Source organism: Bacillus changyiensis (assembly GCF_027706145.1).
GTDB classification, from domain to species: Bacteria; Bacillota; Bacilli; order Bacillales; family Bacillaceae; genus Bacillus; species Bacillus changyiensis.
Genome location: NZ_JAQFWW010000004.1, coordinates 186,144 through 201,017 on the forward strand (window position 1 = coordinate 186,144; position 14,874 = coordinate 201,017).

Sequence of the window (14,874 nt, forward strand, 5' to 3'; positions counted from 1 at the left end):
AGTTTTCGTCAATCATCTTTTCCGTTTTTCTCTAACTTTATACGGGTTTAGACCATGCACATGGGTATAATGTTTTCATATAATACTGTAACAAAATGGAGAGGAGGGGAAACAGAAGATGCGAAAAAGGTTCACAACACACTCGCTTCAACCTTGGCTGAAACAAGTACGGCTTGTTGCTGTTCAAGTTGTCCTTCCGATCACAATCTTTCATGGCATTCGAACCATTTTCTTTCCGACGACATTTGACGTTCTCCTTCTAGGAATTCTCATTCTCATAGCATGTGCCGTTCATCTTGACTGGTTTTAATAAAAGAAGTCCGCATCATGTTGATGGGGACTCGGTTTCTTCCTGTAATTTTCGGTTTTGTTCTGTTTCATAAATATTGGTGACAAGCGGCTCCGCATTTTTCATTTTCCAATAAGCTTTTAATAATCTCACACATTCCTCTCTCTCTCTGACACTTTGTTCTGCATGATAATATCTCAGTCTAGTAAACATCAATCCAGGGTAAGCCAGATAGCTTAAAAATAAACTAATTTCCTCTTCCCTTAGTGGGTATGCTTGATGATACGTATAAAACCAATTCACACATTCTCTACACATCACAGGATTCATATTAAACAATCTTGAATAAAACACGATCAGATCATGATGAGGAGGAGCATAACCCGCTTTCTCAAAGTTTGTCAAATACCCGTTTCCAGTATCATTGTAGAGAAAATGTCGAACAGACAATCGTCCATGGTTTAAAACAATTCTTGAAGACGTTTGATCTTTGATTACTTCTTGCCAATCTTTAAGACGATCAAGGGCAAAATCACAAGCTGCGATTGTTTCCTGATAATACATGACAGCTTGAAGTTGAAATGGAGACATATACCATTCTTTTTCTGCCGCGGTGACAAATTCTTCATACTTGAGTTTTTCCGCTTCCCACTTTCGCCTTGTCTGTTCATAATGTTGAAGGATATCTTCTTTTCTAATTTCCACCTTCTTCTCTGTTTTTTGATGAAGATGAGCAATTTCTTTAAATAAGTATTCATGTTTTTGATCGCGTTCTACTTCTTTTTCCAGAGAAAGCCATGGCATTAAATAGAAAAAACCAGTACTCGCTTCAGTCAAAAAGTCTCCTTCGCGATTCCGGTAAATAGGAACAAAGTGTCTATAGCCTTTTTTCTCAAGTTCAATCATTTGTTCAGTAAAACGGCTATTCCTCGAAGTTTCTAATGCTTTTAAAGCAAAAATACCGTGATTCGTATAAACCTTCCTCAACTTTTGACTGACATCTTCTATATACTCGGCCGTAAGACCATACCAGCTTAATATAGACTGAATATCCTCCATTTCACTCACCATATGTTTATACTTACCTTAGGCATGGCTGTTATTATAATCAGGAATATAAAGGATTTGCCCTTCTTTTAGTTCCTCATCAATCGAAAGGGAATTTAACCGTATGAGCTGTTGAACATTGATATCATAACGTTCACACAGAAGATCGATTGTATCATTTTGCTGAACGATGCACATCTTCATACGTGAAAATTCCTCCTCTCCCTGTTTTGTAAACAGTTTCGTCAAATAGAGAGCATTATCATTCTCTTTAGCTGGAGCATCAGATTCCTCTTCATCTCTAGGCTCTTCGGTTTTTTCCTGCTTGTAAAACGAATATTCGGGAATTTCAATTGTCATCTCCGCTTCTCGTTCTTCTTCACACATTTCCTGTTTGACTTCAATGTCAAAAGACTCTTCATCACTCTTATCTTCTTCGTCTTTTAACAGACGAGGCACATCAAAAAACTCAGTTTCTTTTGACTCCTCATGCTCAGAATAAGAACGGTAAACGGGTTCAAGTTGTTTACTTTCATCCGCTTTCAGCTCTTCTTTTTTTAGTCTTTCTTGTGCCGATTGCGATGGAGCAACATACGGTTTTTCTCCTAAGAAAGATGCAGATTCTTCACTTTCATCCGCTTGCAGCTCTTCTTTTTTTAGTCTTTCTTGTGCAGATAATGATGAAGTTACAAACGGTTTTTCTCCTGTAAAAGCTTGATAAATAGGAACTGTTTCTTCCTGTTCTTTATCAACTTCCTCATCCGTTATTTCATCATGAAGATTGGCAAAATCGATGGATTCTTCCGGCTTCCCTTCCGCATTTGAATCAGACCTGTCAATCGGTTCTAGTTCTTCTTCAGCAACTGCGGAAGTCTGGGGATGTTGCGTTTCTTCCGTTTCCCCATTCATGTTCAACAGTCCTTCAATCGCCAAATCGGCCTGAATAGTCAGCATTCGTGGATCTGTTAGTTGGTAATCAAAAGCATCGATAAAAACAAAGACATCATTCAAGTGGTTAACCTTATTTTTTGGAATCGTAATATCGACCGGAAAACAATGTGTCAGTTCAGCAATCCCCTCCTCTTTTAATCTGACTTCTTCCACAATTCGGCTTGTAGCAGGTAGTTCAGCATACTCTCTGGTTTGATCTATGTTGTATTCGCCTGTCAGCTCTAATGACCCGCGGATGGATACATAATCATTCACTTCCTGAACAGAAATGTCAGGATCCAACGAAATAGATAATAATTCTAATACTTCCTGTCCTTTTTGAAAACAAATAGACTCTTCTACAGAAAATTGCAATCGATTGTTTTGCGACAAATTAATATCCTCCCTTCACCTAATTTTTAAAATTAGATGTCAGTAAAGATGTATGAAAAAAAGTGGGAGAATATGAACAGAAAAATTTCTATAACAAAAAGCCACCGGCACCCCGATAGCTTTATTGAGTTACTCTGAACGACTCATTTTAGAAAAAACTCGTTCAACAGCTGTAATTGTATGTTCAATATCTTCATCTGTATGAGCGGTTGATAAAAACAGCCCTTCATACTGAGACGGTGGAAGAAACACACCTTCATCAGCCATTCCTTTATAATAGTTGGCAAACAAGTTCAGGTCTGATTGTTTGGCCGTATCATAATTGATAACAGGTTCATTTGTAAAAAAGAAACCGAGCATTGAACCGGCGCGATTGAATGTATGAGGAATTCCATTTTTCCGAGCCGCTTCAGAAATACCTGTTTCTAATCGATCTGCTTTTCGAGAAAATTCGCGGTAAGTATCAGGTGTTAGCTGTTTCAATGTTTCAAGTCCTGCCGTCATCGCAAGTGGATTACCTGATAGTGTGCCCGCCTGATAAATCGAGCCGCTCGGTGCAACCTTTGCCATGATTTCAGCTTTTCCTCCGTAAGCACCTACAGGGAGTCCGCCGCCGATCACTTTGCCAAGGCATGTCAAATCCGGTGTCACACCAAAATAGCTTTGAGCGCAACGATAATCTACCCGAAAACCGGTCATGACCTCATCAAAAATCAAAAGTGACCCATATGTCTCCGTAAGCTCTCGAAGCCCTTCAAGGAAGCCTTTAACAGGCGGGACAACTCCCATATTCCCAGCGACTGGTTCAACAATAATACCAGCAATATCATCTCCAAATTCTTCAAAGACAAGTTTTATACTTTCCAGATCATTGTATGGAACGGTAATTGTATGTTTAGCAACACTCTCAGGAACCCCAGGGCTATCAGGTAAGCCGAGCGTTGCAACTCCAGAACCTGCTTTGATCAGCAGTGAGTCCCCATGTCCATGGTAACAGCCTTCAAATTTAACAATTTTATTACGACCCGTATAGCCTCTAGCAAGCCTTAATGCACTCATCGTTGCTTCTGTACCAGAACTGACCATTCTAACGATTTCAATAGATGGTACCCTTTCAATGACGAGCTCAGCCAGCTCGGTTTCGATTTCTGTTGGTGTGCCGAAACTTGTTCCGTATTGAGCGGATTTCTGAACAGCGCTGATCACGTTTTCATTGCAATGTCCCAAAATGAGCGGTCCCCATGATAAGACATAATCAATGTATTCATTTCCATCAATATCATAAATTTTAGACCCTTTGCCTCGTTCCATAAAAATCGGGTCCATATTGACTGATTTAAAAGCGCGAACCGGGCTGTTCACCCCACCTGGCATCACTTGTTTTGCTTTCGCAAAAGCCGCTTTAGATTTTTCATAGCTTCGCATTCTCAAAAACCTCCAATCATTTCCCTTATTCCGCCATCCATTTTGCCGCATCTTTCGCAAAGTATGTAATGATTAAATCACATCCTGCTCGTTTCATACTTGTCAGCATTTCGATGACAAGCGCTTTTTCATCGATCCAGCCGTTTTGCGCAGCTGCTTTAACCATGGCATATTCTCCGCTTACATTGTAACCGACAACAGGCAGCAGACAATCATTTTTCACTTCGCGAACGATGTCAAGGTAGGATAGTGTCGGTTTGACAATCAGAAAATCCGCACCTTCTTCAATATCTGATTTTGCTTCTCTTTTGGCTTCCAATCGATTTGCATAATCCATTTGGTATGTCTTCCGATCTCCGAACTGCGGGCTGCTTCCAGCAGCATCTCGAAACGGACCATAAAATGCACTCGCATATTTAACTGCGTATGACATGATCGGGATATTCGTAAATCCTTCTTGATCTAGAGCTTGTCTTATAGCAGCAACAAACCCATCCATCATGTTGGATGGAGCAATGATATCTGCACCTGCACGAACTTGACTGACAGCCGTTCTTGCCAAAAGCTCGAGTGACTCGTCATTCAGAATATCACCGTTTTCTACAATGCCGCAATGACCGTGGTCTGTATATTCACAAAGACAGGTGTCAGCAATCACAATCAGGTCAGGAAAATCTTCTTTTATTTTTGAAATCGCTTTTTGTACAATTCCGTGATCATGGTAAGCCTCACTGCCGACATGGTCCTTATGTTCAGGAATGCCGAAAACAATGACCGCTTCAATACCTAGACGGATAACTTCCTCGATTTCTTTCTTAAGTAGGTCTAAAGAAAGCTGGTACACACCTGGCATAGAAGGAACTTCACTTTTTATTTGTTTTCCCTCAGTTACAAAAACCGGATAAATAAAGTCGGATACACTCAATTCAGTTTCTCTTACCATTCGTCGCATACTTGCTGAAGATCGCAACCGACGATGTCTGTGAAAAGTTGTTTCCATTTGTCATTCTCCTTTTTTTGAAATGCTGCACATTTTATCAAGCATTCCATCGATTGTATAAACACTCGGCATTAATGAAGGTATTCCATATTGATCCAGCGCCTGTTTAGTCAAAGGTCCGATGCTGATAAAAGCTGTTTGATGTTCCACCCATTTTTTGCTTTCTTCTCTCATGATATCCATGAATGTATGTACGGTTGAAGAACTTGTAAACGTCACAAAATCAAATGTTTCAGATTTGGCAGTCTCTTTCAGTTTTAGAATTCCATCATGATCTGGGACAGTCTGATATAAAATTGATTCTGAAATATCAATACCAAGAGGAGCAAGGGTATCTTTAATCACATTTCGTCCCAAATTCCCCTTAATTACCATTACTTTATCATTCAGGCCAACCTTTTCTTTTAATGCCTCCGCCAATTGTTCAGCAACATAGAGGTCTGGCACAAGATCAACTGCTAAATGTCTGTCTCGTATATAGCGAGCAGTTTTTTCACCGACAGCAGCAACCTTTGTTCTATGTTGAGCTGAAAAGCTAATCCCATACCCCTCCAAATAAGAAAAAAAGAATTTAGCACCGTTGACACTCGTAAAAACAAGCCAATCCGTCTGTTCAAGATCCGCTTGGAAGAAACTTGCTTCTTTCGAAGACATGGCGGGGAGAAACGAAATTAAAGAGGTTAATATCGGTCTTCCCCCCAATGCTTCTATCTTTTTTCCAAAAGACCTAGCTTGCGCTTTATGGCGGGTAACGAGCACCTTCTTCCCTTGTAAAGGCAGATGATCAGTCATTGCTGTTTAGCTCCTGCTTGACACGATCGATTAAAGTTTTCGCCCCTTTTTTTGACATGCTTTCCGCGCATTCAATCCCGACAGCCGCCGGATCTAAACCCTTCACTTTTTCTCGATATACCGTTTTCCCGTCAGGTGAAGCGACGAGACCTGTTAATTCAATCATACCTTCTTGGCTCATCGTCGCAAACCCTGCAATCGGAACTTGACAGCCACCTTCCATCTTTTGAAGAAAAGCACGTTCTGCCATAACCGTTTTTTCAGTATAGTGATCATTCAACATTGATAGTAAAGACAGCAGTTCTTTGTCTTCAGATCGGCATTCTATCGCCAATGCCCCCTGTCCAACGGCAGGCAGACAATGGTCAGGATGTAAATATTCTGTCACTACATCATCATTCCAACCCATTCTCTTCAAACCTGCAGCAGCTAAAATGATCGCATCATAGTCTTCAGTTTCAAGCTTTTTCAGCCTTGTGTCGATATTGCCTCTAATCCATTTTATCTTAAGATCAGGGCGAATTTGTAAAAGTTGTGCGCTTCTTCGAAGACTGCTTGTGCCAACAATTGCTCCTTGTTGAAGTTCTGCAAGAGTTTGTTGCTTTTTAGAGATCAACACATCTCGAACATCTTCCCGTTTTGGGACACATCCAATCATCAGACCTTCTGGAAGAACTGAAGGCATATCTTTCATACTGTGAACAGCTATATCAATTTCTTCTGAGAGCATAGCCTGCTCAATCTCTTTGACGAAAAGCCCTTTCCCGCCAACTTTTGATAATGTGACATCAACAATCCGATCACCTTTGGTCACAATTTCTTTAATTTCAAATGTTAGAGCTGGATTTAATTCCTCCAGTTTTTTAATGACCCATTTCGTCTGAGTCATCGCCAGTTTACTTTTTCGTGAGCCTACTTTGATCTTTCTCATTAATTAAATTCCTCCCTTCTTCCGCTCGAAAAGCCAGTTAACTAAACCAATGAAATCGTGAAAAGCTGCCGAGCAAAAAGAAATTGATTAAGAGGACCAGAAAAGATGCGGTATTCAATAAGGCCGCGATCCTCCCTTTTTGTTCTCTGACAATTCTTATAAATAAATAATATCCATATAAACAGAGAAGTACAATTGAACCCAACACTTTCGGGTCTGTCCAGTACAACGTTTCAAGTGAAGCATATGACCAAATAATGCCCAATATCAAGCTCAAGAGCAGCATTGGTACACCGATAATATTAAGGATATAGGCCAAGTAATCTAGCTTTGATAGATCTTCAATTCGCAAAAGCCATTTACCCCACTTTTTCTTCTTCAATAAATGGTACTGAAAAAGATAGAGCACAGAAAAAACAAATGAAAAAGAAAAGGCTCCATATGAAAGAATTGCCATTGTAATGTGAATAATTAAAAGCTCTGATACCAGCTTCCCTGACAGTTCTGCAGACTGTTGAAATGTCTGGGTAAATGTATGGATTGCCACAATAGAAAATCCGATTACATTTGTAAAGAAAATCAGAAAATCGACTTTTAATAACTTTGTTAAAACAAGTGACAATGTCACAAGCACCCAAGCATAAAAATAGAGGCCTTGCACATTGTTCAAGACAGGGAATGTTCCTGTATACCACATAAAATAAACTAAATATGCCGTTTGTAAAATCCAAACAATAGAAAGCAACCAGAAGGCCATTTTGCCAGCCTTCCGGTTGTTCTGAAGAAAATCTATAAAATAAAAGAGAACGCTTGCCGCATATAACAAAATCATACCTTCATTAAGCCGTGCTAGCAATGTGTCTGTCATAGCTGTCACTCGCTCGCAATAGAAGTCAAACTTTGCTGTTGTTGCTTTTTAAGCATTTGAACTGGCTGGTTTTCTTCGTCTGCTTCTTCAAGATTAAAAATTTGCATGAACAAGCTGAGTTTCTCTTCTGCATCCTCTTCTGAAGCCAATTCTTTCACTTTTAAAATCGGATCGCGCAAAAGCTGGTTAATAATGCTCTTTGTATGCTTATTTAATAGCTTTTTTTCTCTTACACTTAAATGAGGCAGTTTCCGTTCAATACTTTGCATTGTTTCAGACTGAATGGACAAAGCTTTTTCTCGCAATGCTGATATGACTGGAACAACTCCAAGCGTGTTTAACCATTCCTTAAAAGTGATAATTTCTGTTTCAATGATTCGTTCTACCTCTTCAGCAACAGCCTGACGCTCTTTTAAGTTCTCTTCCACAATACCTTCAAGATCATCGATGTCATACAAAAACACACCTTCTACTTCACTAAGAGCCGGATCAAGGTTACGTGGTACAGCAATATCGACCATAAATAGAGGGGAGCCTTTACGAAGTTTATTGACGTGTTCGATCATATCTCTCGTAACAATATAGCCATTGGCACCAGTCGAGCTAATAAGAATATCAGCCTCCATTAAGGCACATTGTAATTCATTTAAACTTTTCGCCTCACCTGAAAAACGGTTGGCAAGTTCTTTTGCCTTTGAGAATGTCCGATTGATAACCGTAACCTGTCCGATTCCTTGACCATGAAGATTTTCGACAGCAAGCTCACCCATTTTCCCAGCCCCAAGAATCAGTACATGCTTGCTGGAAAGATCACCAAAGATCTTTTTGGCAAGTTCAACGGCAGCATAACTAACAGAAACTGCATTGGAAGCAATATCTGTTTCAGCATGACATCGCTTTGCCACAGTAATCGCTTGTTTAAATAAATAATTGAAAACGGTACCAATTGTCTTCTCTTCTTGAGCAATTTGAAAACTTGTACGAACTTGACCCAAGATTTGGGTTTCACCAATAACCATTGAATCCAAACCACATGCTACACGAAAAAGATGCTGGACAGCTTGATCATTTTCATAAAACTTTAAATAAGGTGAAACATCTTCTTTTTCCATGCCGAACCAGTTCGCCAAAAACATTTTCATATAATAGCGTCCGGTGTGAAGTTGATCTACAACTGCATACAGCTCAGTACGATTACATGTCGATACAATAATATTCTCAAGTATGCTTTTTTCTTTTTTTAATTGTGACATGGCCTGCCCCAGATCACATGCCTGAAAAGTCAATTTTTCACGTATGTCAACAGGGGTTGATTTATAATCCAATCCCACGACAAGTATATGCATAATGTCTGCCTACACCCCCAACACCCATCCAAATTAAAATAATTATAAGATAGAATTGATTTTCAAAACGATTATAACATATATTCACTTTTTTCTCTTCACATTTTGTAAAGAGATTTAAAAAAAGTCATGTGATATAGTAGAAATAGTTTTTGTGTTTAATCAACATCAAGAAGGTGATCCTTTGAAAAAAAGTTCTATTTTACTTCCGTGCTTGTTACTAGCCATATCGATTTACGCATTTTTACGATCTGAACAAGCCAGCCTGTTTACAGGACAAAAAGAGTGGTTTGTCCTTGTCGCCTTAATCGGACTGGCTTTTTTATATCAGGGGAAAAAAGAAGCTGATTCCACACATTTTTTTGCTGGTTCACTCATGACCGCAATTGGAATTTATTTCATCTTAAAAAAGCAATTATTTATACATATTGATGATTTTACTGCGATTGTACTGATTTTTGGGGTTACCCTTTTATTCAAGTCTTTTCGCGAAAAGCAATATCAATTGGAAAGCCTTTTACTTATAGCCATCGCTTTATATCTTTATTTCTATCGGCAAATTACCGACTGGCTTCAAACAATGAAACCAGAGACCACCTATATTGGAATCTATTGGCCTTTTGCGTTAGCTGCTGTCAGTTTGTTCTTATTATTGATAAAAAGGAAATAATTACTCCAATAAAGCACTTGTCCGACATGATTTGTTAAACGCGAAAAGGGCGTCCAATAGTCAAAAATCGACTTACTGGACAGCCCTTTCTTAACGGTTGATCGCTTGTTCAATCGCAAACCAAGCCTCTGGTTTTCCTTTTTTTGTTTCTGATGAAAACAGAATGAGTTCATCTCCCTGTTTAATGCTCAAGGTTTGTCTAACGACCTTGGCATGTTTGTCCCATTTTCCTTTTGGAATTTTATCGGCTTTTGTTGCGATCACGATCACTGGAATATCATAATGTTTTAAAAAGTGATACATCATGACATCATCTTGTGATGGGGCATGTCTGAGATCGACGATTTGAACGACCGCTTTTAGTTCTTCACGCAGTGTCAAATATGTCTCAATCATCCGCCCCCATGCTTCACGTTCAGTTTTTGATACTTTTGCAAACCCATAACCTGGAACATCAACAAAATGAAGTATATCATTGATCAAGTAAAAATTTAAGGTTTGTGTTTTGCCGGGTTTCGAAGATGTTCTTGCTAAATTTTTACGATTAATCATTGTATTAATAAAGGATGATTTACCGACATTCGATCTTCCGGCCAGTGCGATTTCCGGCAGTCCCCCTCCAGGGTACTGTTCTGGTTTAACCGCACTGATTACAATTTCTGATTTTGTAACTTTCATTTCTCTTCTCCCACTAGTGAATGCTTGAGAACTTCGTCCAAATGAGCTACAGGGATAAATGTCAGTCCTTCCCGTACACTTTTTGGAATGTCTTCAAGATCTTTTTCATTATCTTTTGGCATAATAATTGTTTTTAATCCAGCACGATGTGCACCTAAAGCTTTTTCTTTCAATCCACCGATCGGAAGTACTCTGCCTCTTAATGTTATTTCACCCGTCATTCCGACACTACGGGAAACGGGACGATCTGTCAACGCTGATACAAGAGCAGTTGCCATCGTAATTCCAGCAGATGGACCATCTTTTGGAACAGCTCCTTCTGGAACATGAATATGAATATCATAGTTTTCATGAAAATCAGGGCTGATCTTTAGTTCCTCTGCTTTTGAACGAACATAACTGAAAGCTGCTTGAGCTGATTCTCTCATCACATCCCCAAGCTTTCCTGTTAAAATCAACTTACCTTTCCCTGGTGATAATGACACTTCAATTGAAAGCGTATCTCCGCCTACTGCCGTGTAAGCAAGTCCTGTCACAACACCGATCTGATCATCAAGCTCAGCCTGTCCATAGCGGAACATTCGCTTCCCTAGATATTCATCAAGATTTTTTTCGGTTACCGTAATTCGTTTCCTTTCTCCTGAGACAATCAATTTAGCTGCTTTTCGACATACTGCCGCAATTTGACGCTCAAGACTTCGAACACCGGCTTCCCTTGTATAGTAACGGATAATATCAAGAACAGCCTGATCCTTTATCTGTAAATTTGTTTTTGTCAATCCATGTTCTTTAATTTGTTTAGGTAAAAGGTGATCTTTGACAATTTCCACCTTTTCTACTTCTGTATAGCCCGCAATCGTGATGATCTCCATTCGATCTCTTAACGGTCCGGGGATCGTTCCTAAATTGTTGGCTGTTGCGATAAAAAGAACCTTTGATAAGTCAAACGTTTCTTCTATATAATGATCACTAAAGTTGTGATTTTGCTCAGGATCAAGTACTTCAAGCATCGCTGAAGCAGGATCACCTCTAAAATCTGAAGCCATTTTATCAATCTCATCTAAAAGAAAAACAGGATTAATCTTTCCAGCTTTTTTCATGCCTTGAATAATCCGACCCGGCATTGCACCTACATAAGTGCGGCGATGACCGCGAATTTCAGATTCATCTCTTACACCACCAAGTGATATACGTACAAATTTTCGTCCGAGCGATTTCGCAATCGATTTGGCGAGTGAGGTTTTCCCCACTCCAGGCGGCCCAGCTAAACATAAAATCGGTCCTTTTAAAGACTTTGTTAACTTTTGGACAGCTAAATATTCCAAAACCCGATCCTTTACTTTTTCAAGACCGTGATGTTCTTCATCAAGAATTTTACCGGCCAGCTTTAAATCAAGACTGTCTTCCGTTGCATCGGTCCACGGGAGAGAGAGAATCCAATCAATATAGTTGCGAATCACTGAACTTTCAGCGGAGCTAGACGGGATTTTTTCATATCTATTCAGTTCTTTAAATGCCGTTTCTTTCACATGATCAGGCATTCCAGCCGCTTCAATTTTATCTGTCAGCTTTTGGACCTCTCCTGTTTTACCTTCTTTATCTCCAAGTTCTTTTTGGATTGCTTTCATCTGCTCACGAAGGTAGTATTCTTTTTGCGTTCTTTCCATTGACCGCTTGACGCGCTGTCCGATTTTTTTTTCAATCTCAAGTACTTCTTTTTCGTTGTGAATGAGATCGATTACTTTGTTTAGCCTTGCTTTAACATCAATTGTCTCAAGTATTTCCTGCTTGTCTTTTAATTTAAGAGGAAGGTGTGAAGCAACGATATCCGCCATTCTTCCCGGTTCTTCAATATCTGTTACAGTGGCAAACATTTCAGCCGAGATCTTTTTAGAAATCTTTATGTATTGATCGAAGTGATCAAGCAGTGTGCGCATAAGTGCCTCGTCTTCTACGTCTTTTTCAATGTCTTCATTTATTCGTTCGATCACAACAGATGTATAATCATCTAGATCGTGATATTCGAGAATACGGGCACGTTGAATCCCTTCAACTAAAACGCGAATTGTACCGTTGGGTAATTTTAACATCTGCTTAATTTTCGTATAGGTCCCAAATACAAAAATTTCTTCTTCAGTTGGCTCGTCTATCGATATGTCACGTTGCGTTGCTAAAAAGATCATATGATCGTTCATCATCGATTGTTCAAGCGCCTGCACCGACTTTTCACGGCCTACATCAAGATGCAACACCATGGTCGGATAGACGAGTAAACCTCTTAAAGGGAGGAGCGGGATGTTTCGTTTCATTTCATCTGCCATTTAACTGACACCTCCATGACTTTAGTATGAATCATTATAATACAATTTTTTTATCTCTGCACAAAATAAAATAAGTCTACTGTAGTATACCCTTTCTTTCACTTCTGAAAAAGGAAAAGATGTCCTATCAGGAAACTTCTTTTTCAAGAAGCCAAGCTATTTGCTCAAAAAATCCCCATCCGGCAAATGATGAGGATTATACAGATTCTTTTTTAATGCGATCACTGTCTGGTTTTTCTGAAGGAGGATTTACTAGAGATAAGTCTAACACTTCTTCCAACGTTTTAACCGGAATGATATGAATTCCTTTCATTTGTTTTAAGATCGATTGAACATTTTCATTTGGAATGATGACCGTTTTGGCACCTGCCAGTTTGGCTGCTTTAATTTTCGGGATCACACCACCGATCGGTTTTACTTGTCCGTGCAAACTGATCTCTCCTGTCATTGCAACCGTGTGGTCGATAGGAATTTTATGAATCGCTGAAAAAATACCGACAGCCATTGCAATTCCTGCTGATGGTCCATCAACAGGAATCCCACCTGGGAAGTTAATATGAATATCATAATCAGATGCTTTAACACCCATTGTTCTTAAGACAGTCATCACATTTTCAAGAGAACCCTTTGCCATGCTTTTTCGACGAATCGATTTTGTCTGGTTGCCAATATTCTCTTCCTCTGCAATCCCGGTAATATTGATTGACCCTTTATCAAGCGCCTGATTAACAGTAACTTCAATTTCTAGCAGTGCACCACTGTTTGGACCATGAACAGCAAGACCATTGACAATACCGATCTGTGGTTTTCGTCCAATTTTTTGTTCATATTTCGGGGTAAGTTGGCTTGAATGGATGACCCATTCAATATCTTCAAGGGTTACTTGTTCCCGTTCTTCAGTCAGTGCCATTCCAGCAGCAATTTGCATCATATTAACGACTTCGCGTCCATTTCTTGCGTATTTTGTCAGAAGGTTGAGGCCTTCATCTGTAACAAGTTTATTAATTTTTTCTGCTGCTTTTTTCGCAACCGTTTTTAATTCCGGTTTTTCAAGATCCCTGAAAAACACCTCAAGACATCTGGAACGAATCGCTGGCGGAATTTCTTCAGGCATTCTTGTTGTTGCCCCAATCAATCTAAAGTCCGCTGGTAATCCATTTTGGAAAATATCATGAATGTGTTTTGGAATTTGAGTGTTTTCCTCACTATAATAAGCGCTTTCCAAAAATACTTTTCGGTCTTCAAGAACCTTTAGCATTTTATTCATTTGAATCGGATGAAGTTCGCCGATCTCATCGATAAATAACACACCCCCATGGGCATGTGTGACAGCCCCCTGTTTCGGCTGAGGAATACCTGCCTGGCCCATTGCGCCCGCTCCTTGATAAATCGGATCATGAACTGACCCAATCAAAGGATCAGCGATACCCCTTTCATCAAAACGCGCTGTTGTCGCATCAAGTTCAACAAATACAGAGCCTTCTTGAAACGGAGAACGCCGATTTTTTTTTGCTTCTTCCAAAACAAGCCGCGCAGCTGCAGTTTTTCCCACTCCAGGGGGACCATATACGATGACATGCTGGGGATTAGGGCCGCAAAGAGCGGCTTTTAGTGCTTTGATTCCATCTTCTTGCCCGACAATGTCTTGAAAATTTGTCGGCCTCACTTTTTCTGATAAAGGTTCTGATAAATGAATGGCTCTCATCTTCCTGAGCTCTTCCATCTCTTTTCTGGACTCTCTATCGATCGAGACCTTTTGTGTTCGTTGGTTTTTAAGCAAATTCCAAAAATATAAACCGATGATAATGCCAAAAAATAATTGTACAAAAAGTGCAATGCTAGTCCAACTCAAACTATGGTCCCTCCCTGAAATGTTTCGTTCATAATCGTCTGTCAAATAGTATTTCCTGATCAAGAAGGGAATAAACGTTTAGACCGGATTATTTTGTTGTATTTTACAGTTGCATTTTTCCTTTTTTGGCATCGTACGGAACGGATTATCATCTTGTTCGGTCAGATGATGTTTCATTCGGCCATAACAAGGGGATTCTTCAGGTTTCACTATTTGCTTCAATGGTATGTCAGCGCTGAAATATAGGAAAGTAACGATTGTATGGATAGCAAAAGAAAAGCGTCAAGCACGACGAAAAGTCGAAGTAAGACATGTTCGCTCAGATGTATTGC

13 protein-coding genes are annotated in these 14,874 nt (G+C 39.6%); 2 read left to right on the plus strand and 11 right to left on the minus strand.

The window, feature by feature from the left end; all coding sequences use genetic code 11:
- Window positions 1-118: 118 nt before the first annotated feature.
- Window positions 119-310, plus strand: coding sequence for a hypothetical protein (locus PDT38_RS13965; RefSeq protein ID WP_270802455.1), 192 nt, complete (start codon window positions 119-121; stop codon window positions 308-310).
- 15 nt (window positions 311-325) lie between these two features.
- On the opposite strand, the gene ysxE is transcribed toward PDT38_RS13965, so the two are convergent.
- The 8 genes from ysxE to hemA form a co-directional block, all read right to left on the minus strand.
- Window positions 326-1,348: a spore coat protein YsxE gene (gene ysxE, locus PDT38_RS13970; protein WP_270802457.1), complete on the minus strand. Its 1,023-nt coding sequence runs from the start codon at window positions 1,346-1,348 to the stop codon at window positions 326-328.
- A gap of 27 nt (window positions 1,349-1,375) precedes the next feature.
- Window positions 1,376-2,659: a LysM peptidoglycan-binding domain-containing protein gene (locus PDT38_RS13975; protein WP_270802459.1), complete on the minus strand. Its 1,284-nt coding sequence runs from the start codon at window positions 2,657-2,659 to the stop codon at window positions 1,376-1,378.
- A gap of 129 nt (window positions 2,660-2,788) precedes the next feature.
- Window positions 2,789-4,084, minus strand: coding sequence for a glutamate-1-semialdehyde 2,1-aminomutase (gene hemL, locus PDT38_RS13980; protein WP_270802461.1), 1,296 nt, complete (start codon window positions 4,082-4,084; stop codon window positions 2,789-2,791).
- A 25-nt stretch (window positions 4,085-4,109) separates the two neighbouring features.
- Window positions 4,110-5,084 (minus strand): porphobilinogen synthase, encoded by a 975-nt coding sequence (gene hemB / locus PDT38_RS13985; protein WP_270802464.1) that lies wholly within the window; start codon window positions 5,082-5,084, stop codon window positions 4,110-4,112.
- Window positions 5,085-5,087: 3 nt separating this feature from the next.
- Window positions 5,088-5,876 (minus strand): uroporphyrinogen-III synthase, encoded by a 789-nt coding sequence (locus PDT38_RS13990; RefSeq protein ID WP_270802465.1) that lies wholly within the window; start codon window positions 5,874-5,876, stop codon window positions 5,088-5,090.
- Window positions 5,869-6,807 (minus strand): hydroxymethylbilane synthase, encoded by a 939-nt coding sequence (hemC, locus tag PDT38_RS13995; protein ID WP_270802467.1) that lies wholly within the window; start codon window positions 6,805-6,807, stop codon window positions 5,869-5,871. Before hemC ends, PDT38_RS13990 begins: the two co-directional genes overlap by 8 nt.
- A 37-nt stretch (window positions 6,808-6,844) precedes the next feature.
- Window positions 6,845-7,675, minus strand: coding sequence for a cytochrome c biogenesis protein (locus tag PDT38_RS14000; RefSeq protein ID WP_270802469.1), 831 nt, complete (start codon window positions 7,673-7,675; stop codon window positions 6,845-6,847).
- 5 nt (window positions 7,676-7,680) lie between these two features.
- Window positions 7,681-9,021: a glutamyl-tRNA reductase gene (hemA, locus tag PDT38_RS14005; protein WP_270802471.1), complete on the minus strand. Its 1,341-nt coding sequence runs from the start codon at window positions 9,019-9,021 to the stop codon at window positions 7,681-7,683.
- A 184-nt stretch (window positions 9,022-9,205) separates the two neighbouring features.
- Here hemA and PDT38_RS14010 point away from each other — a divergent pair, with 184 nt between their 5' ends.
- Complete coding sequence (locus PDT38_RS14010) at window positions 9,206-9,691, plus strand: hypothetical protein (protein WP_270802472.1); 486 nt, start codon at window positions 9,206-9,208, stop codon at window positions 9,689-9,691.
- A 90-nt stretch (window positions 9,692-9,781) separates the two neighbouring features.
- Here PDT38_RS14010 and yihA read toward each other — a convergent pair whose 3' ends face one another.
- The 3 genes from yihA to lonB form a co-directional block, all read right to left on the minus strand.
- Window positions 9,782-10,369, minus strand: a complete 588-nt coding sequence (gene yihA, locus PDT38_RS14015; RefSeq protein ID WP_270802473.1) for a ribosome biogenesis GTP-binding protein YihA/YsxC — start codon at window positions 10,367-10,369, stop codon at window positions 9,782-9,784.
- Window positions 10,366-12,690, minus strand: a complete 2,325-nt coding sequence (gene lon / locus PDT38_RS14020) for an endopeptidase La (protein WP_270802474.1) — start codon at window positions 12,688-12,690, stop codon at window positions 10,366-10,368. The genes yihA and lon overlap by 4 nt, the downstream gene beginning before the upstream one ends.
- Before the next feature lie 196 nt (window positions 12,691-12,886).
- The gene (gene lonB, locus PDT38_RS14025) at window positions 12,887-14,542 is read right to left on the minus strand and encodes an ATP-dependent protease LonB (protein WP_270802476.1); all 1,656 of its coding nucleotides are present in this window, start codon (window positions 14,540-14,542) and stop codon (window positions 12,887-12,889) included.
- Window positions 14,543-14,874: the final 332 nt, after the last annotated feature.

Coding starts and splice junctions, on each gene's coding strand:
- hemL (WP_270802461.1), bottom strand. CDS start 4,084: ATGCGAAGCTATGAAAAATCTAAAGCGGCTTTTGCGAAAGCAAAACAA.
- PDT38_RS13990 (WP_270802465.1), bottom strand. CDS start 5,876: ATGACTGATCATCTGCCTTTACAAGGGAAGAAGGTGCTCGTTACCCGC.
- ysxE (WP_270802457.1), bottom strand. CDS start 1,348: ATGGAGGATATTCAGTCTATATTAAGCTGGTATGGTCTTACGGCCGAG.
- hemC (WP_270802467.1), bottom strand. CDS start 6,807: ATGAGAAAGATCAAAGTAGGCTCACGAAAAAGTAAACTGGCGATGACT.
- lon (WP_270802474.1), bottom strand. CDS start 12,690: ATGGCAGATGAAATGAAACGAAACATCCCGCTCCTCCCTTTAAGAGGT.
- hemA (WP_270802471.1), bottom strand. CDS start 9,021: ATGCATATACTTGTCGTGGGATTGGATTATAAATCAACCCCTGTTGAC.
- PDT38_RS13965 (WP_270802455.1), top strand. CDS start 119: ATGCGAAAAAGGTTCACAACACACTCGCTTCAACCTTGGCTGAAACAA.
- hemB (WP_270802464.1), bottom strand. CDS start 5,084: ATGGAAACAACTTTTCACAGACATCGTCGGTTGCGATCTTCAGCAAGT.
- yihA (WP_270802473.1), bottom strand. CDS start 10,369: ATGAAAGTTACAAAATCAGAAATTGTAATCAGTGCGGTTAAACCAGAA.
- PDT38_RS14000 (WP_270802469.1), bottom strand. CDS start 7,675: ATGACAGACACATTGCTAGCACGGCTTAATGAAGGTATGATTTTGTTA.